The organism is Sphingomonas hankookensis (genome assembly GCF_022664465.1).
Lineage (GTDB): Bacteria > Pseudomonadota > Alphaproteobacteria > Sphingomonadales > Sphingomonadaceae > Sphingomonas > Sphingomonas hankookensis.
The window spans coordinates 367,293-385,298 of the sequence record NZ_JAKREV010000001.1 but is presented as its reverse complement, the minus strand read 5'-3'; the positions used below and the strand labels follow the sequence as shown (position 1 = coordinate 385,298).

At 66.9% G+C, this 18,006-nt stretch carries 14 protein-coding genes; 7 read left to right on the top strand and 7 right to left on the bottom strand.

Annotated elements, in window-relative coordinates; all coding sequences use genetic code 11:
* Nucleotides 1–43: 43 nt before the first annotated feature.
* Nucleotides 44–595: an HdeD family acid-resistance protein gene (locus MF610_RS01650; RefSeq protein WP_242192370.1), complete on the bottom strand. Its 552-nt coding sequence runs from the start codon at nucleotides 593–595 to the stop codon at nucleotides 44–46.
* A gap of 98 nt (nucleotides 596–693) precedes the next feature.
* Between MF610_RS01650 and dnaE the strand changes: the two genes are divergently transcribed.
* Nucleotides 694–4,281, top strand: coding sequence for a DNA polymerase III subunit alpha (gene dnaE, locus MF610_RS01645; protein WP_242192369.1), 3,588 nt, complete (start codon nucleotides 694–696; stop codon nucleotides 4,279–4,281).
* 47 nt (nucleotides 4,282–4,328) lie between these two features.
* Nucleotides 4,329–5,903, top strand: coding sequence for a long-chain fatty acid--CoA ligase (locus MF610_RS01640; RefSeq protein WP_242193548.1), 1,575 nt, complete (start codon nucleotides 4,329–4,331; stop codon nucleotides 5,901–5,903).
* A gap of 16 nt (nucleotides 5,904–5,919) precedes the next feature.
* Here the strand turns inward: MF610_RS01640 and MF610_RS01635 are convergent, their stop codons facing one another.
* Entirely contained in the window at nucleotides 5,920–6,363 is a 444-nt protein-coding gene (locus MF610_RS01635; protein ID WP_242192368.1) for a TetR family transcriptional regulator, read from the bottom strand.
* A 138-nt stretch (nucleotides 6,364–6,501) separates the two neighbouring features.
* On the opposite strand from MF610_RS01635, the gene MF610_RS01630 reads away from it, so the two are divergent.
* Nucleotides 6,502–6,852 carry a VOC family protein gene (locus MF610_RS01630; RefSeq protein WP_242192367.1) on the top strand — a complete coding sequence of 117 codons (351 nt, stop codon included), beginning with the start codon at nucleotides 6,502–6,504 and terminating at the stop codon, nucleotides 6,850–6,852.
* A 12-nt stretch (nucleotides 6,853–6,864) separates the two neighbouring features.
* Here the strand turns inward: MF610_RS01630 and MF610_RS01625 are convergent, their stop codons facing one another.
* Nucleotides 6,865–8,082 (bottom strand): TetR/AcrR family transcriptional regulator, encoded by a 1,218-nt coding sequence (locus MF610_RS01625; RefSeq protein ID WP_242192366.1) that lies wholly within the window; start codon nucleotides 8,080–8,082, stop codon nucleotides 6,865–6,867.
* Nucleotides 8,083–8,212: 130 nt separating this feature from the next.
* Here MF610_RS01625 and MF610_RS01620 point away from each other — a divergent pair, with 130 nt between their 5' ends.
* Genes MF610_RS01620 through MF610_RS01605 form a run of 4 tightly spaced genes read left to right on the top strand, consistent with a single transcriptional unit; the run spans nucleotide 8,213 to nucleotide 12,393 of the window.
* A complete protein-coding gene (locus MF610_RS01620; protein ID WP_242193546.1) occupies nucleotides 8,213–9,457 on the top strand; it encodes an acyl-CoA dehydrogenase family protein in 1,245 nt (414 codons plus the stop codon).
* Complete coding sequence (locus tag MF610_RS01615) at nucleotides 9,447–10,460, top strand: phosphotransferase family protein (RefSeq protein WP_242192365.1); 1,014 nt, start codon at nucleotides 9,447–9,449, stop codon at nucleotides 10,458–10,460. The genes MF610_RS01620 and MF610_RS01615 overlap by 11 nt, the downstream gene beginning before the upstream one ends.
* Nucleotides 10,460–11,254 carry an SDR family NAD(P)-dependent oxidoreductase gene (locus MF610_RS01610; protein ID WP_242193541.1) on the top strand — a complete coding sequence of 265 codons (795 nt, stop codon included), beginning with the start codon at nucleotides 10,460–10,462 and terminating at the stop codon, nucleotides 11,252–11,254. The genes MF610_RS01615 and MF610_RS01610 overlap by 1 nt, the downstream gene beginning before the upstream one ends.
* A 59-nt stretch (nucleotides 11,255–11,313) precedes the next feature.
* The gene (locus MF610_RS01605) at nucleotides 11,314–12,393 is read left to right on the top strand and encodes a catalase family protein (RefSeq protein WP_242192364.1); all 1,080 of its coding nucleotides are present in this window, start codon (nucleotides 11,314–11,316) and stop codon (nucleotides 12,391–12,393) included.
* Between the two features lie 239 nt (nucleotides 12,394–12,632).
* On the opposite strand, the gene MF610_RS01600 is transcribed toward MF610_RS01605, so the two are convergent.
* Genes MF610_RS01600 through MF610_RS01585 form a run of 4 tightly spaced genes read right to left on the bottom strand, consistent with a single transcriptional unit; the run spans nucleotide 12,633 to nucleotide 17,853 of the window.
* Nucleotides 12,633–13,505 (bottom strand): acyl-CoA thioesterase, encoded by an 873-nt coding sequence (locus MF610_RS01600; protein WP_242192363.1) that lies wholly within the window; start codon nucleotides 13,503–13,505, stop codon nucleotides 12,633–12,635.
* Complete coding sequence (locus MF610_RS01595) at nucleotides 13,505–14,632, bottom strand: acyl-CoA dehydrogenase family protein (RefSeq protein WP_242192362.1); 1,128 nt, start codon at nucleotides 14,630–14,632, stop codon at nucleotides 13,505–13,507. Before MF610_RS01595 ends, MF610_RS01600 begins: the two co-directional genes overlap by 1 nt.
* A 21-nt stretch (nucleotides 14,633–14,653) precedes the next feature.
* A complete protein-coding gene (locus MF610_RS01590; RefSeq protein WP_242192361.1) occupies nucleotides 14,654–15,832 on the bottom strand; it encodes an acyl-CoA dehydrogenase family protein in 1,179 nt (392 codons plus the stop codon).
* A complete protein-coding gene (locus MF610_RS01585; protein ID WP_242192360.1) occupies nucleotides 15,829–17,853 on the bottom strand; it encodes a 3-hydroxyacyl-CoA dehydrogenase NAD-binding domain-containing protein in 2,025 nt (674 codons plus the stop codon). Before MF610_RS01585 ends, MF610_RS01590 begins: the two co-directional genes overlap by 4 nt.
* Between the last annotated feature and the right edge of the window lie 153 nt (nucleotides 17,854–18,006).

Below are 18,006 nucleotides of genomic sequence, written 5' to 3'. Positions count from 1 at the left end.
CCCGCGGAAGCCTGGCCGGATCGGACCGCCGCGGGCGGAAGCGCTATGCCCCCCGCCGCTCGGTAATCGCGTTCATCACCGCGACGATACCGCCGAACAGGAAACTGGCGCCGAGGATATAGCCCGGCAGGGTCAGGGCCGACCACGGGACCGTCGTGTAGATCACGATCGCCAGCAGCAGGTTGAGCGCCCCGAGCAGCAGCATCGGCACCCGCAGCCGTTTGAACCGGATGCCGACGAGCAGTTCCGCAACACCGCGCACCCCCAGCCACAGGATCGCCATCAGCGTCAGTGACAGCGCACCGCCGACCGGCACCACCACCATATAGCCGCCGGCGATCACCGACAGGATGCCGAGGAAGATCGTGTAGCCACGGTGGCTGGTGCGGCTGGAAAATCCGGCGACCAGCGACGCGACGCCGCCCGCCAGGAAGAAGAAACCGATCACAATCGTCGCCGCTAGCGTCGCGGGGAAGGGCGCGGAAAAGGCGAGGATGCCGACAAGGATCGAGACAATGCCGTAGCCGAGCGTCCAGCCCCACCCCGATCCCGCACTGGTTCTGACATGGTGGGCGTCGCGCGCGAAATCGGTCATCGGTATACTCTCCTGTAGGCGCAGGAACGGGTGCGGTTCGTCGTGGTTCCTTCGGCGCCGCACTGGTCGAATCGCGACCGGATGGTTACGTCACGGGGATGGCGCATTCCGGGTTCGTACCGCTTCGTATCTTTTCGTCCTTCACCATGCTGGAGGGCGCGATCGATCCGAAGGCGATCGCCAAGGCCGCGCGCAAGCTGGGCTTTCCCGCCGCCGGCCTGTCGGATCGCAACGGGCTGTATGCCGCAATGGCGTTTTCCGACGCGTGCAAGGATCAGGGCGTGCAGCCGGTGGTCGGCACGCTGCTGGCGGTGGCGCGACCGGGCGGCGCCGAGGGGCAGGAGCCCGAGATCGACTGGCTGCCGCTCTATGCGCAGAACCCCCAAGGCTACGACAATATCTGCGCGCTGGTATCGATGGCGCATCTCGACCGACCGGTGGAAATTCCGGCGCATGTCCCGATCGACGCGTTGATCGGGCGGAGCGAGGGGCTGGTCGCGCTGACCGGCGCGGGGGATGGCGCGATCGCCCGGCTGTTCGCCGCCGGGCGCGCGGACGAGGCGCTGACCTATGTCGACCGGTTGCAGGCGCTGTTCGGCGACCGGCTCTATGTCGAACTGGCGCGACGCGGCGAAGCCGTCGAGCAGCGCGCCGAGCCGCAGCTGCTCGACCTCGCCTATGCCCGCGACTTGCCGCTGGTCGCGACCAACCCGTGCTGTTTCGCCGAGGCCGATTTCCACGACGCGCACGACGCGATGCTGTGTATCGCCTCGTCGAGCTATGTCGCGAGCGAGGATCGCCAGCGTTCCTCGCCCGAGGCGTGGTTGAAGCCCGCGCCGGTCATGCAGGAAATATTCGCCGACCTGCCCGAAGCGCTGGCGAATACGCTGGTCGTCGCGCAGCGCTGCGCCGTCGCGGCACCCAAACGCAAGCCTATCCTGCCCAGCCTTGCCGGCGACCGCGAGGGCGAGGCGCTGAAACTGCGCGTCAATTCGCGCGCCGGGCTGGTCGACCGGTTGCGCAAGATCGTCGCGCTGGAAGCCGGGATGGTGCAGGCCGAGGTTGCGGTCGACACGCCCGCGCCGTGGGAGGATGCGCCGACCCCGGCAGATACCGGCACGATTCCCGCATTGTCGGAGGCCGAGCTGGAGGGACGCTTTCCCGACTATTTCCAGCGGCTGGACTTCGAACTCGACGTCATCTGCCAGATGGGGTTTCCGGGCTATTTCCTGATCGTCGCCGACTTCATCAAATGGGCGAAGGATCACGACATTCCGGTCGGGCCGGGCCGCGGTTCGGGCGCGGGCTCGGCGGTCGCATGGGCGCTGACCATCACCGACCTCGATCCGATCAAGCTGGGGTTGCTGTTCGAACGCTTCCTCAATCCGGAACGCGTGTCGATGCCCGACTTCGACATCGATTTCTGCGAAACGCGGCGGGGCGAGGTCATCCGCTACGTCCAGCAGAAATATGGCCGCGATCAGGTGGCGCAGATCATCACCTTCGGTAAGCTGAAGGCGCGCGCGGTGCTCAAGGACACCGGCCGCGTGCTGCAGATGAGCTATGGCCAGGTCGATCGCCTCGCCAAGCTGGTGCCGAACCACCCGACCGATCCATGGACGCTGGACCGCGCGATCAACGGTGTGTCGGAGCTGCACCAGCAGTACGAGCGCGAGGAGGATGTGCGTCGCCTGCTCGACCTCGCGATGAAGCTGGAGGGGTTGCCACGGCACTCGTCCACCCACGCGGCGGGAGTGGTGATCGGCGACCGGCCGCTCAGCGAACTGGTGCCGCTGTACCGCGATCCGCGATCGGACATGCCGGTCACGCAGTTCGACATGAAATATGTCGAGGGCGCGGGGCTGGTGAAGTTCGACTTTCTCGGTCTGAAAACGCTGTCGGTGTTGAAGTTCGCGGTCGAATTGCTGGCGCGGCGCGGGATCGTCGTCGATCTCGACGCCTTGTTGTGGGACGATCCGGCGACCTACGAACTGCTCAAGCGCGGCGATACGGTCGGCGTGTTCCAGCTGGAATCCGAAGGGATGCGGCGGACGCTGACCGCGGTGCGGCCGACCAATTTCGGCGACATCATCGCGCTGGTGTCGCTGTACCGGCCGGGGCCGATGGACAATATCCCGTCGTTCGGCGCCCGCAAGGCGGGGCGCGAGGAGATCGTCTATCCCCACGACCTGTTAGAGCCGATCCTGAACGAGACCTACGGCATCTTCGTCTATCAGGAACAGGTGATGCAGGCCGCGCAGATCCTTGCCGGCTATTCGCTGGGCGGCGCCGACATGCTGCGGCGCGCGATGGGCAAGAAGGTCAAGGCGGAGATGGACGCGCAGCGCTCGATCTTCGTGAAGGGCTGTGCCGAGGTGAACGGCATCAAGGAGGCGAAGGCCAACGAGCTGTTCGACTTGATCGACAAGTTCGCCGGCTATGGGTTCAACAAGAGCCATGCGGCGGCCTATGCGTTGCTGGCGTATCAGACGGCGTGGTTGAAGGCGCATCATCCGCACGAGTTTTTCGCGGCGTCGATGGCGTTCGATTATGCGCAGACCGACAAGCTGGCGATTTTCGTCGATGATATGAAACGGCTGCGGATCGACTGCCTGCCGCCGTGCATCAATGCCAGCGACGCGACGTTCGGGGTCGAAGAGACCGAGACTGGCCTCGCGGTGCGCTATGCCCTGTCGGCGCTCAAGGGCGTTGGCGAGCGGGCGATGGAGCTGATGGTCGAGGAGCGCACGGCCAAGGGGCCGTACAAGTCGCTCGACGATTTCGCGTCGCGGGTCGACCCCAAGCTGCTGAACAAGCGGCAGATCGAGACGCTGGCGGCGGCGGGCGCGTTCGAATGTGTCGAGGGCGACCGAGCGGGCGTCCATGCGCTCGCCGATACGTTGATGGCGACCGCCCAGCGGACCGAGGCGAACCGGTCGAGCGGGCAGGGCGGCCTGTTCGGCGAGGCGAGCGGCGCTACCGAGGCCGCGATCCGCCTGCCCGACGTCCACTGGACCTTGACCGAGGCGATCGCGGCGGAAAAGGACGCGTTCGGCTTCTATTTCTCCGCGCATCCGCTCGATCGCTACGCCCATCTCGCCAGCGCGCATGGCGCACGCAAGATCGCCGATCTGGCAGGAACGCAGGTGCCCGAGGGCGGACGGGTCGGCGCGACGGTCGCGGCACTGGTCGAGGATGCACGCTGGCGTACTTCCGCGCGGGGCAAGCGCTACATGATGGCGACGCTGTCCGATGCGACGGGACAGGTGCCGGTGACGTGTTTCGACGAGGGGCCGGCGAACGATCTGGAGGCCGCGGGCAAGGTCGGCGGATGCGGGTTGTTTACGCTCGAGCTCGATCGCCGGGCGGGCGATGAGAGCGCGCGCGCGACGGTCAAGTCTTTGAAACCGTTCGATGTCATTGCCCGCGACGTACGGTTGCGGCTGGACCTGACGATCGACGATCCGGCCGCCTATCCGGCGCTGGCCGGGCTGGTGTCCGGCGAGCGCGGCGGGCGCGGCGAGATATGGGTCGCGGTGTCGGCCGTGGACGGAATCGAAGCACGGGTATGCCTTGGCCGCGATTTTCGGATCGACGGCGAGCTTGCGGATCGCGCCGGCAGACTGCAAGGTATCGCCAGTGCGGCGTTCGATACGGTGAAGGCACCGCTCGCCGCCGTAGGATAGGGGCGACTACGCCCCGTTCGCGAAGGAGAGCGTGCGTGCTGGGCGGAATGCAGGATTTCGAACTTCGAGTACCGCGGTTGCTCGATCATGCCGAGCGCGAACATGGTGGCCGCGAGATCGTGACGCGCTGGGCCGATGGCAGCGAGACGCGGACCAACTGGGCGGGCATCGCGCACGATGCGCGGCGGCTGGCGCAGGCGCTGGAGCGGCTGGGGATCAGGCCCGGCGACCGGGTGGCAACGATGGCGATGAACCATGCCCATCATCTGGTCGCATGGTATGGCGTGATCGGGATGGGCGGGCTGATCCACACCATCAACCCGCGGCTGTTCGACGATCAGCTGGCCTATATCGCCGAGCATGCCGGCGACCGCGTACTGCTGTACGATGCGGTATTCGCGCCGATCGTCGAGCGGATGAAGCCGCGGCTGGGCGGCATCGAGCATTTCGTGGTGATGGACGGCGACGGGCCGGGTACGCTGCGCGCGCTGATCGATGCCGAGGATGGCGACTATGCGTGGGTCGAAGGCGACGAGCGCGACCATTGCATGATCTGCTATACCAGCGGCACGACCGGCGATCCCAAGGGCGTGGTCTATTCGCACCGATCAAACGTGCTGCACGCGATCGCCGAACTGCAGCCCGACGAATTCGACCTGTCGCAGCGTGCGGTGTGCCTGCCGGTGGTGCCGATGTTCCATGCGGTCGGCTGGGGCCTGCCGTTCGCCGCGCCGGCGGTGGGGGCGAAGATCGTGTTTTCGGCGGTCAACGACCCGGCGGTGCTGTGCGACCTGATGAATAGCGAACGGGTGACGCATTCGGCTGGCGTGCCGACGGTGTGGTTCGCGATGTTCCAGTATATGGATGCGACCGGCCGCAGCCCTGAGCATCTGAAGGTCGTGACGATCGGTGGATCGGCGGCACCGCGCGCGATGATCGAACGGATCATGCGGATGGGCGTGCGGGTCAACCACGCCTGGGGCATGACCGAGACGTCGCCGATCGGCACGATGGGCGCAGCCGGCGCCGACTGGGACGATCTGAGCTTCGAACAGCGCGTCGATCAGGTGTGCCGTCAGGGCAAGGTGCCGTTCGGGGTCGAACTGCGCACGGTCGATGACGAGGGCAAGGTGCTGCCGCGCGACGGCGCGACATCGGGACAGTTGCAGGTGCGCGGGCCGTGGGTGCTCAAACGCTATTTCCGCGACGAAAGCGGCGATGCGCTGACCCCGGATGGCTGGTTCGACACCGGCGACGTGGCGATGCTGCACCCCGACGGGACCATGCAGATCACCGACCGGGCGAAGGACGTGATCAAGTCGGGCGGCGAATGGATCAGCTCGGTCGATCTGGAAAACGCTGCGGTCGGCTGTGCCGGCATTGCGGAGGCGGCGGCGATCGGCGTGCCGCACCCGCGCTGGGACGAACGCCCCGTACTGTTGGTGGTAAAGCGGCCGGGGGCGGAGGTCGAGCCGCAAGCGGTGCTTGAACATCTGGCGACGAAGGTCGCAAAATGGTGGCTGCCCGACCGGGTGATCTTCGTCGACGCGCTGCCGCATAGTGCTACGGGGAAGTTGAAGAAGGCGGCGCTGCGGGAGGAATATCGCGGGGTGCTTGCATAGCCTGCGCCGCGGTCGGTCAGCCGGGTTTGCCCCCGTCGCGCAGCCGGGGACAGGCGATCAGCCGGTCGGTCATTTGATCGATCGTCGCGGTGACCTGTCCGGCAAGCCAGCATCGCAGCATCGCCAGTTGCGGCGCGGCGATGCCGGGCGCGGTCAGCGATGCGTCGGTGGTGGGGGCTGTTCCCGCGCCGTGGGTCGCGATGCCGTCCGCCAGACGGCGCTGGAGGATTGGCGCAGCGGACGAATCGAGCAGCGACCTGACGAGCGCGCGGCGCTGCCACAGATGGTCGACCATCTGGCGGACATAGGTCGGTGCAGCTCGACCCGATGCCACGGCGGCCAGCGCCAACGGCAACGGGTCGAGTGCCGCCAGCAGCACATCGTCCTTGCCGCGAAAATGCTCGTAGAAGGTCGATCGTCCGATGCCCGCGCGGTCGATCAGGTCGGCTACCCGGATCACGTCGTAGCGCCGATCGCATGTTAGCACGATGAAGGCGTCGACGATGGCCGCTTGGGTCCGCCGGGCGCGCGTTGCCTCTCGTCAATGACCGCCGGCAGCGTCACAGCAAGGGCCGACTTCAATCGAGGACGCTCCGCCATGGATCATCGCGCCGTTGCAATCATACCCACCAGCGATCTGGATGCGAGCGAGGCATTCTATCGGCGGCTCCGCTTCCGGGTCGTCAGCGACTATGGCCACTATCGCATCCTCGAGGACGGTCGGGGATGGCATTTGCATCTGACCCACGCACCCGGCTGGCCGAAGCATATCGAGGATAATCCGTTCGGGCTGTACCTCTATGTCGACGATGTGGACGCAATCGCGGACGACGTGCGCGAACTGATCATCGAAGAGGGCGCGCCGCGCGCCAAGCCATGGGGGACGTACGAATTTGCGGTCAGCGATCCTAGCGGGCTGCTGGTCCGCATCGGCCGGGTTCTCGATTGAGGACGACCGTCCCTACACCACCGGTTCGGCGAACAGTCCGGTCATGATCGTCGAGGCATAGAAGCCGACCGCGCGGTCGCGCGGCATGGTGGCGGCCCAGTTGCGCATGTCGAACGCGGCGTTCTGCAACGCCATCAGCGCCTGCGCCGCGATCAGCGGGTCGACCGCACGGAGCGAGCCTTCGGCGATACCGTCGCTGATCGTGCCGGCGAAGCGGCGGGCGATGCGGTTCGAGCGGTCGACCATCGCCTGTCGCACGCCGCCGGGCAGGCCGGCGAGCGCGGTGGTGCGCAGCAGCGGCCCCTGTTCGGTGAACTGCGCGTCGACCAGCGTGGCGAGCGTGCTCGACAGACGTTGCCAATGGCTGCCGCCGTCGCGGTCGGCGGCGCGCTGCGCGGCGGAAATGGTGTCGAAGCTGCGCTGATAGCAGGCGGCGACCAGATCGTCCTTGGCATCGAGATGGTGGTAGAACGACCCCTTGGTCACGTTCAGTTCGGACGCGATCCGCTGTACCGATGCGCCGCGATAGCCGAGTTCGTTGATGAGCCGGGTGGCGGCACGCAGAAAGGCGTCGCGCGCCGGTTCGGCATTGGCTTGTTCAAGCAATAGCGGCTGTGGGCTCCAATGCTGGCCGGCACCGGCAAGACCGTGGGTGAAGACGTCCATCAGGCGCGCCTCGATCCGGTCGTACTGATCGGGTTCGTAGCGATCGAGCCATACGGTCAGCCAGAAGCAGTTTTCGAGAAGCATGTGCGCCCGCGCGCCCTGAATATCCTTGGCGATGCGGTCGCGGGGTTCGCCCCATAAGGTCCGGGTCTTGCGGAACACTTCGCGCCAGCCGGCCAGCAGCCGGGCCTTGAACGGGTCCTCCATCGCGCGCAGGTCGGACAGCATGGCGACGGGGCGTTCCTGGCCCGCCTCGATCCGGCGCTGGCGGTCGAAATGGATGTGCAGGAACTTCGCGACGCGGGCGTGCGGGGTCGGCTCCACCAGCGATTCATCCAGCGTCGCCTGCAGCCATTCGAGCGTGTGGTCGAACGCGGCGGCGGCAAGGTCCTCCTTGCGCTTGAAGTAATAGGTGACGCTGGTGGTGTTCAACCCGACGCGGCGCGCGACATCGGCGAAGGTCATGCCCTTGGCACTCGCTTCGTTGATCGCCTCCGCCGCTGCGGCAAGGATGGCGTCGCGCTTGGCGCGATAGCGTTTGGTGGCCCCGTCGGTCGTCGTCATCGCCGGACCCTAGCAGATCGGGTGTGGAGCCCAAGTGCAATTTTCGCTTGGGTCCGCAGCGTCATCCGCGCTTTACCGAATATGCGGTATGGCATAGACCGGGCAAAACAGTTGCAGCGGGAGACGGATGTTGGACTTTCGGTTCAGTGCGCGCGAAACCGAATATCGCGACCGGGTGAAGGCGTTCCTTGTCAGCCATGTCGCCCCCGCCGATGCCGCCTATCACCATGCGGTGGCGACCGGCGATCGCTGGGCACCGGTGGCGATGCTGGAGCCGTTGAAGGCGAAGGCGAAGGCGGCGGGGCTGTGGAACCTGTTCATGCCGCCGCATTCGGGCGCGCCGATGGTGGACGAGAGCTTTGCGTTCGAGGGCACGCAGCTGAGCAACGTCGAATATGCGCTGTGCGCCGAGGAGATGGGGCGGTGGCATTGGGCGAGCGAGGTGTTCAACTGCTCGGCGCCCGACACCGGTAATATGGAGGTGCTGCACCGCTATGGCACCGCCGAGCAGAAGGATGCGTGGCTCAAGCCGTTGATGGACGGGACGATCCGATCCGCCTTCCTGATGACCGAGCCGGCGGTGGCGTCGTCGGATGCGACCAACATCGAGACGCGGATCGTCCGCGACGGCGACGATTACGTCATCGACGGGCGTAAATGGTGGTCGTCGGGGACCGGCGATCCACGCTGCAAGGTCGCGATCGTGATGGGCAAGACCGATCCGGACGCGCCGCGGCACAGTCAGCAGAGCATGATCCTGGTGCCGATGGATACGCCGGGCGTACGGATCGAGCGGATGCTGCCGGTCTATGGATACGACCATGCCCCGCATGGCCATGGCGAGGTCGTGCTGGAGCAGGTCCGGGTGCCTGCCGCCAATCTGTTGCTGGGCGAAGGGCGCGGGTTCGAGATCGCGCAGGGGCGGCTGGGGCCGGGGCGCATCCATCACTGCATGCGCACGATCGGCGTCGCCGAAATGGCGCTGGAGGCGATGGCCACGCGGCTGCAATCCCGCGTCGCGTTCGGCAAGAAGATCGCCGACCATTCGATCTGGGAACAGCGCGTCGCCCGCGCGCGGATCGATATCGAGATGACGCGGCTGCTGTGCCTGAAAGCCGCCGACATGATGGACCGTGCGGGCAACAAGGCGGCGCAGAGCGAGATCGCGATGATCAAGGTGCAGGCGCCGACGATGGCGTTGCAGATCCTCGACGATGCGATCCAGGCGCATGGCGGCGGCGGGGTGTCGGAGGATTTTCCGCTGGCCGCTGCATGGGCCGGGGTGCGCACGCTGCGCTTCGCCGACGGGCCGGACGAGGTCCACAACCGGGCGATTGCCCGTGCCGAGTTCAAGCGCGTGTCGCATGAGCGCTGACCTCGACCTCGCACGGCTGACGCCGTGGCTGGCGGCGACGGTCGGCGACGAACCGGTCGAGGTGACGCGCTATCCCGGCGGACAGAGCAATCCGACCTACCGCGTCGACATGCGCGCGGGGTCGTTCGTGCTGCGGCGCAAGCCGTTCGGCCCGTTGCTGCCCAGCGCGCATGCGATCGAGCGCGAATATGCGCTGATCGCGGCGCTGTATCCGACAGGCTATCCGGTGCCGCGGCCGGTGGCGCTGTGCGAGGATGGGGACGTCATCGGCGCGCCCTTTTATCTGATGGAGCGGGTCGCGGGGCGGACGATCTGGGACGGGTCGATGCCCAATGCGACGCCCGACGAACGGCGCGCGCATTATGACGCGATGGTCGATGCGCTGGCGGCGCTGCACGCGATCGATCCGGTCGCTGTGGGCCTGGGCGATTATGGTAAGCCGGGCAATTATTTCGAACGGCAGGTCGCGCGATGGACCCGGCAATATCGCGCCAGCCAGACCGACGACCTGCCGGATGTCGAGCGGCTGATCGAATGGTTGCCGCGCACGGTGCCGCCGCAGGACCGGGTGTCGATCGTCCATGGCGACTACCGCATCGACAATCTGATCTTTGCCGAGGATGGCCCGCGGGTGGCAGTTGTACTCGACTGGGAGCTGTCCACGCTGGGCGATCCGCTGGCCGACTTCACCTATCTGCTGATGAACTGGGGCACCGAGCCCGACGGGCGGTCGGGGATCAAGGGGCTGGCGGGTCCGGAGAGCGGCATCCCGACGATCGAGGAGGTCGTCGCGCGCTATTGCGCCGCCACCGGGCGCAGCGACGTGCCGCAGCTCGACTGGTATTTTGCCTACAACCTCTTCCGCCTGACCGGGATCGTGCAGGGCATCAAGCAACGGGTGCGCGACGGCAATGCCGCAAGCGCGCAGGCGGCGGCGATGGCGGAGCGGGTGCCAATGCTGGCGGCGATGGCGTGGGACTTTGCGAAGAAGGCGGGGGCGTGATGCGGTTTGCGGGCAAGTCAGTGCTGGTCACCGGCGCGGGATCGGGCATCGGGCGGGCGAGTGCGCTGGGCTTTGCCGGCGAAGGGGCGGGGGTGGTGTGCGCCGACCGGTCGGGTGCAGGGGTGACCGTCGCGGCGATCGAGGCGGCGGGCGGTCGGGCGGTCGCCTGCGAAATGGACGCGGGTAGCGACGGCGACGTGGCGCGCGCGGTCGCGCTGGCGGGCGAGCGGTTCGGCGGGATCGATGTCGTCCATGCCAATGCCGGCATTTCGGGCGGGATCGCCGGGCTGTTCGAGACGACTGCGGAGGACTGGGCGGAAATCCTGCGCGTCAATTTGATCGGGCCATTCCTCGCCATCCGCCATGCCGCGCCGATCATGGCGGCGGCGGGCGGCGGGGCGATCGTGTGTACCGCCAGCGTCGCGGGCCTGCGGTCGGGAGCAGGAGGCGCGGCCTATTCGGCGTCGAAGGCGGGGGTCATCAATCTGGTCCAGACCGCCGCGCAACAGCTGTCGGGATCGGGCGTGCGCGTCAACGCGGTATGCCCCGGGCTGATCGAAACCGGCATGACCGCGATGGTGTACGACCATGCCCGCCAGCACGGCAAGGAAGCGCGGATCGGGCGGCTGAACCCGTTGCGCCGCGGGGGCGAGCCCGAAGAGATCGCCGCGGTCGTGATGTTCCTCGCATCGGCGGAGGCGAGCTATGTCAACGGACAGGCATGGGCGGTCGATGGCGGGCTGTCGTCGAGCCATCCGGTGACGCGGCAGGACTATGGGCGTACCGCCATCTGACGGTCCGGAACGAATAGCGGTCGTGACCTTTGTCGTTGGAACGACGAAGGAGTTTGCCGATGACCGCCATATTGAAACCGCCGATCCGCTATTCGGCGGCGCTCGAGCAACCGCAGCCGACCGAGGCCGAGACGGTCGCGCAGATGGAGGAATCGTTCGACACGATCCTCGAAACGACGTCGAAGGATTATGGCAAGGCGGTGCGCGCGGTCCATGCCAAGAGTCATGGCATCCTGAAGGGCGAGCTGAGCATCCGTGACGACCTGCCGCCCGAACTGGCACAGGGGCTGTTCGCCACGCCCGGTACGCATCCGGTGGTGATGCGGTTCTCGACCAATCCGGGTGACATTCTCGACGACGCGATCGCCCTGCCGCGCGGGCTAGCGTGGAAGGTGATGGAGGTCGATGGCGACCGCCTGCCCGGTGCCGAGGGGCGGACGCAGGATTTCGTCATGGTCAACGCCCCGGCCTTTGCCGCGCCGACGCCGGAAAAATTCGCCGGCAACCTGAAGCTGCTCGCCAAGACGACCGACAAGGGTGAATGGGCCAAGAAGGCGCTGTCCTATGTGCTGCGCGGGGCCGAGGCGGCGCTGGAGGCGGTCGGGACCGAGAGTACGCTGCTCAAGACGATGGGCGGCTCGAAGAACGTCCATCCGCTGGGTGAGACCTATTTTTCCGCCACGCCGTTCCGCCACGGGGCATTCGTTGCGAAATATCAGGTGGTGCCGGTGTCGCCCGATCTGACCGCGCTGACGGACACCGTCGTCGACACCAGCGGCCGCCCGAACGCGATCCGCGAGGATATGCAGCGCTCGGCGGCAACGGTGCGCGGCGAATGGGAGGTACGGGTGCAACTGCTGCGCGATACCGATGCCCAGCCGATCGAGGATGCGGCGACGCCGTGGCCCGAGGACGTCAGCCCGTACGTCACGGTGGCGACGATCCGTACCGCGCCACAGGATAGCTGGTCGGCGGACAAGGTGGCCAAGGTCGACGAGAATCTGCGGTTCAGCGTATGGACCGGGCTGGCGGCGCATCAGCCGTTGGGTGGGGTCAACCGGGTGCGCAAGCCGGTGTATGACCACTCGGCTGAGTATCGGCGGCGGTTCAACGGGTGTCCGTTGCATGAGCCGGTTTGAGGCTTTGCTTTAGCGATGCCGTGCCGCCGCGCAGGGGGGGGCTCAGGTCCGCGGAAACCGACGTTGCGGCGACGTAACCCTGGACCCCCGCCTGCGCGGGGGTATGCCGCTGCTCCTGGTCCGGCTCTGCCCCAAGGCGTCGCCCCGGCGAAGGCTGGAGCCCTTGGCGGCTCCTGTCCTGTGCTACCGCGGGAGATCCCAGCCTTCGCTGGGATGACGTTCGGGGCGGAAGGTTGCCGCTACTCCCGGACCCGCACCAGCCCCTCCTGCGCGACGCTCGCCACCAAACGGCCATCGCGGCTGAAGAAGCGACCGCGGTTGAAGCCGCGGGCGTGGCCGGCCCAGGGGCTGTCGGTCTGGTACAGCAGCCAGTCGTCGGCGCGGAACGGTTCGTGCAGCCACAGCGCATGGTCGACGCTGGCGGTCTGTACCTTGTCCATCATCCAGTGGATGCCGTGCGGCAGCATGCAGGTGCCCAGCAGCATCATGTCGCTGGCATAGGCCAGCATCGCACGGTGCAGCGTCATGTCGTCGCCGATCGGCGCGACCGCACGGAACCACCCATGTTGTAGCGGCGCGCGCGGCGTCGGGTCGGTCCAGTGCTCGGCCTCGACCGGGCGGATCTCGATCGGGCGGGCGCGCAGGAACAGGCGGCGATATTTCTCTGGAATGCGATCCTGCATCGCTTCCCGCAGTTCGCGGTCGGTCGGCAGCGATTCGGGCGGCGGCACGTCCGGCATCGCGTCCTGATGCGCGAGGCCGTCCTCGGGCAGTTGGAACGATGCCGCCATGTTCAGGATCGCCTGGCCCCGCTGCATCGCGATCACCCGCGCATTGGCGAAGCTGCGCCCGGCGAAGTCGCGGACCACGCGGTAGATGATCGGATGCTGCTCGTCGCCCGGCCGCAGGAAATAGGCATGCAGCGAATGCGCGATCTTTTCGCCGCCGATCGATCGCTGCGCCGCCTGCAACGCCTGCGCGATCACCTGTCCGCCGAACACGCGGCCGACGCCGCCGGGATTGCGTGCCCCGCGATAGAGGTCGGTGTCGATCTCCTCGATATCGAGCAGGCGGACGAGGCCGGCGATCAGATCGGCGGGCGTGGGCTCCATCAATAGCCCCCGGCGCGCGCCACGCGGTCGCTGTGATAGCCGATATCGCCGAACATCTCGGTCAGAACGCGGGCGCGCTTCATGAAGAAGCCAATATCGGCGGCGTCGGTCATGCCGATCCCGCCATGCATCTGCACCGATTCCTGCACCGACAGCGTCATTGCCATGCCCGCCATCGCCTTTGCCACCGATACCGCGACATCGGCGTCAGACGACGCGTCGTCGAGCAGTTGCTGGGCCTTAAGGACGGCGGCGCGGGCGACCTCCATCTCCGCATAGAGATGCGCGGCGCGGTGTTGCAGCGCCTGGAAGCTGCCGATCGTCTGGCCGAACTGCTTGCGCTGGCGCAGATAATCGATCGTGCGGGTCATCGCGCCGTCGCCGACGCCAAGCGACTCCGCCGCCGCGCCGGTCCGGGCGGCGGACAGCAGGCGGGTGAGCGCGGTGCGGCCATCGTCGACGTCGCCAATCACCGCATCGCCATCGACCTCGACCCCGTCGAGCGTCAGGCGTGCAGCGATGCTGCTGTCGACCAGCCGGCGCGGATCGGCGGTCAGGCCGGGCGTGTCGGCAGGCAGGGCGAACAACGTCAGGCCATCGGCATCGTTCGCGTCACCGGCGGTGCGGGCAACGACGAGGATCAGGTCGGCGACATGGCCGTGCGCGACGAACTGCTTGGTGCCCGACAGGCGGAAGCCGTTGCCCGACCGTTCGGCGCGCAGCGCGACGCTGTCGCCATGCTTGGCGCGTTCGTCGATCGCCAGTGCGGCGACGGTCTTGCCTGCGGCGATCTCCGGCAACCAGCGCTCGCCCGGCGCCGTGCCGGTCAGCGCAGCGACTGCGGCGACCGAGGTGGCGAGGAACGGCGAGGGCGACAGGTTGCGGCCGATTTCCTCCAGTACGATCCCCGCCTCGACATGGCCGAGCCCCAGGCCGCCGGCGGCTTCGGGCACCATCATGCCGGTAAAGCCCATCTCGGCGAACTTCGCCCACAGGTCGCGGTCGAAGCCGGTCGCGTCATCGGCATCGCGGAGCGCGCGCAGGTGATCGACCGGCGCGGCTTCGGCAAGGAACTCGCGCGCAGTGTCGGCGAGCATCGTCTGATCTTCGTTCAGAAACAGGGGCATGGGATCGATCCTGTCAGAAGGTCACTGCGTCGGCAGGTCGAGGATACGACGTGCGACGATGTTCAGCTGGATTTCGGACGTGCCGCCCTCGATTGAATTGGCCTTGGTCCGCAGCCATGCGCGCGGGGCGGCGCCCTGATGGCTGTCGGCGCTGTCCCATTCGAGCAGGTCGCTGCCGCCCGACGCCATCAGCAGTTCGTGGCGGGTCTTGTTCAGTTCGGTCCCGACATATTTCATCATGCTGGGCTGGGCAGGGTGCGCGCGGTTGGCCTTCAGCTCGTCGCGGAAGCGTTCGGACATGGCGGCGAACGCGCGGGCACGGACGTCGAACGTCGCGATCGCGGCGCGCAGCATCGGGTCGGCAAGGCGGCCTTGCGTGTCGAGCCCGATCGTCTCCACGGCTCGCGCGATCAGCGGGCCGTTGCCGGTGGTGCCCATGCCCGAGATCATCTCGCGCTCATGGCCCAGCAGGTATTTGGCGACATCCCACCCCTTGTCCCGTTGGCCGACCAGATTGGCCTTGGGCACGCGGACATCGTCGAAGAAGGTTTCGCAAAAGGGCGAATTGCCCGAGATCAGCTTGATCGGGCGGGTGGTGATGCCCGGTGTCGCCATGTCGAACAGCAGGAAGCTGATGCCCGCCTGCTTGGTCGTACGGTCGGTGCGGACGAGACAGAAGATCCAGTCGGCCTTGTCGGCATAGCTGGTCCATACCTTCTGCCCGTTGACGATGAAATCGTCGCCATCGTCGACCGCGCTGGTCTGCAGCCCGGCAAGGTCGGAGCCGGCACCCGGTTCGCTATAGCCCTGGCACCAGCGGATTTCGCCGCGGACGATCTTGGGCAGATGCTCCTGCTTCTGTTCCTCGGTCCCGTATTTGAGCAGCGCCGGGCCGAGCATCGAGATACCGAACGAATAGAGCGGATTGCGGGCGCCCAGCGACGCCATTTCCTCGCGCAATATCTTCGCTTCCGCCGGCGACAGGCCGCCGCCGCCATAGGCGTTCGGCCAGTCGGGCACGGTCCAGCCGCGCGCCGCCATCCGGTCCAGCCACAATTTCTGATCCGGATTGGCATAGGTCGGATTGCGGCCGCCCCAGGTGACGTCCTTGTCCGACTGGACCGGCTCGCGCATCGACGGCGGGCAATTTTCCTCCAGCCAGGCGCGGGTATCGGCGCGGAATTGGGCGAGGTCGGTCACGACGTGAACCGCCCGCCCTTGTCGGCCTTTTCGCGCAGCAATGGTGAAACCTCGAAGCCGTGACGGTCGAGACCTTCGACGATCTTCTTAGCGCCCTCGATATCGGCCCAGAACATCGGCCCGCCGCGATAGACCGGCCAGCCATAGCCGTAGATCCACACCACATCGATGTCCGACGCGCGCTGCGCCTTGCCCTCGGCGAGGATCTTCGCGCCTTCGTTGACCATCGGGTACAGCGTGCGCTCGACGATCTCCTGGTCGGTCACCTCATGCTGCGGCGTGTTGGTCTTCTTGCGGAAATCCTCGATGATCTCGGCGACGCGCGGGCTGTTCGATGCGGTGCGCTTCTCGTCGTAATCGTAGAAGCCGGCCTGCTTCTTCTGGCCCCAGCGACCCTCGGCGGCGAGCGCGTCGCGGATGTTTTCGATCCGGGTCGGATCGCGGTGCCAGCCGATGTCGACGCCGGCCAGATCGGCCATCTGGAACGGCCCCATCGGCATGCCGAATTCGACATGGACGCGGTCGACCTGTTCGGGGGTCGCGCCCTCCATTAACAGTTTCATCGCCTCGACCTGGCGCGGCTCCAGCATGCGATTGCCGATGAAGCCGTGGCAGACGCCGGCGATCACCGCGACCTTGCGGATCTTCTTCGACAGCGCCATCGCGGTCGCCAGCACGTCGTCGGCGGTCGCATCGCCGCGCACGATCTCCAGCAGCTTCATGATGTTGGCGGGCGAGAAGAAATGGAGGCCGAGCACGTCCTGCGGGCGCTTCGTCGCCTGCGCGATGACGTTGACGTCGAGATAGCTGGTGTTCGACGCGAGGATCGCGCCGGGTTTGCAGATCGCGTCGAGCTTGCCGAAAATGTCCTGCTTGACCGACATTTCCTCATACACCGCCTCGATCACCAGATCGACGTCGGCGAGGTCCTGCATCGACAGCGTCGGGGTGAGCAGGCCCATCGCCTGTTCGACCTGTTCGGGCTTCATCCGCCCCTTGGCCGCGGTCGCTTCGTAATTCTTGCGTATGGTCGCGGTGCCGCGGTCGAGCGCGTCCTGCTGCATCTCGACGATCGTCACCGGGATGCCGGCCGACAGGAAGTTCATGGCGATCCCGCCGCCCATCGTGCCCGCGCCGATGATGCCGACGCGCTTGATCGGGCGCAACGCGATGTCGTCGGCGATGCCGTCGATCTTCGATGCCTTGCGCTCGGCGAAGAAGATGTGACGCTGTGCCGCCGACTGGACGGAGAACATCAGCTTCATGAATTGCTGCCGTTCGAACTGGATGCCTTCGTCGAACGGCGTCTCGCTGGCCTTCACCACGCAGGCGATGTTGGCGGCGGGCGCCTCGAAGCCGCGGAAGCGGCGGGCATTGGCCTTTTCGAAGGCGGCGACCGCTTCCGGATCGGGCGAGAGCGACTTTTCCGAAGCGCGCGGCAGCGGGCGGGTGTCGGCGACTTCGCGGGCATAGGCGATGGCGTCGTCGAGCAGACTATCCTCACCGGCAAGGCGGTCGACGATGCCGGCGTCCTTCGCCTTGGTCGCCGAGATCGGATCGCCCTTGGCCACCAGCTCCAGCGCGACCGCGACGCCGGCAAGGCGCGGCAGGCGCTGCGTACCGCCGGCGCCGGGGAGCAGGCCGAGCTTTACCTCGGGCGTGCCGAGCTTGGCGCTGGGCACGGCGATCCGGTAATGGCTGGCGATGGCGACCTCGCAGCCACCGCCCAGCGCGGTGCCGTGAATCGCGGCGACGACCGGCTTTTCCGACGCCTCGATCATGTCGACCAGCTGCGGCAGGAGCGGTTCGACCGGCGGCTTGCCGAATTCGGTGATGTCGGCGCCGGCGAAGAAGGTCTTGCCTGCGCAGGCGATGACGACGGCCTTGACCGATGCGTCCCCGGCGGCTTCCTCGATCGCGGCCTTCAGTCCCAGCCGGACCGGGGCCGACAGGGCGTTGACCGGCGGGTTGTCGGCAAGCGCGACCAGGATGTCGCCATGGCGCTGCGTAGTCACGGACATGTTCGGCCTTCTCCATCGTTTTGCATACCGGTCATTCTAAACCGGCGCGTCGCTGTCGCATTCTATTGCCTTTCGCGGGATCACAATCAATAGTGCGCGGCACGAAATGCGGCAGGTGCGGGGCAAACCCGACCTTCGATGGACCGATAAAAC

Coding starts and splice junctions, on each gene's coding strand:
- MF610_RS01650 (WP_242192370.1), bottom strand. CDS start 595: ATGACCGATTTCGCGCGCGACGCCCACCATGTCAGAACCAGTGCGGGA.
- dnaE (WP_242192369.1), top strand. CDS start 694: ATGGCGCATTCCGGGTTCGTACCGCTTCGTATCTTTTCGTCCTTCACC.
- MF610_RS01640 (WP_242193548.1), top strand. CDS start 4,329: ATGCAGGATTTCGAACTTCGAGTACCGCGGTTGCTCGATCATGCCGAG.
- MF610_RS01630 (WP_242192367.1), top strand. CDS start 6,502: ATGGATCATCGCGCCGTTGCAATCATACCCACCAGCGATCTGGATGCG.
- MF610_RS01625 (WP_242192366.1), bottom strand. CDS start 8,082: ATGACGACGACCGACGGGGCCACCAAACGCTATCGCGCCAAGCGCGAC.
- MF610_RS01615 (WP_242192365.1), top strand. CDS start 9,447: ATGAGCGCTGACCTCGACCTCGCACGGCTGACGCCGTGGCTGGCGGCG.
- MF610_RS01610 (WP_242193541.1), top strand. CDS start 10,460: ATGCGGTTTGCGGGCAAGTCAGTGCTGGTCACCGGCGCGGGATCGGGC.
- MF610_RS01605 (WP_242192364.1), top strand. CDS start 11,314: ATGACCGCCATATTGAAACCGCCGATCCGCTATTCGGCGGCGCTCGAG.
- MF610_RS01600 (WP_242192363.1), bottom strand. CDS start 13,505: ATGGAGCCCACGCCCGCCGATCTGATCGCCGGCCTCGTCCGCCTGCTC.
- MF610_RS01595 (WP_242192362.1), bottom strand. CDS start 14,632: ATGCCCCTGTTTCTGAACGAAGATCAGACGATGCTCGCCGACACTGCG.
- MF610_RS01585 (WP_242192360.1), bottom strand. CDS start 17,853: ATGTCCGTGACTACGCAGCGCCATGGCGACATCCTGGTCGCGCTTGCC.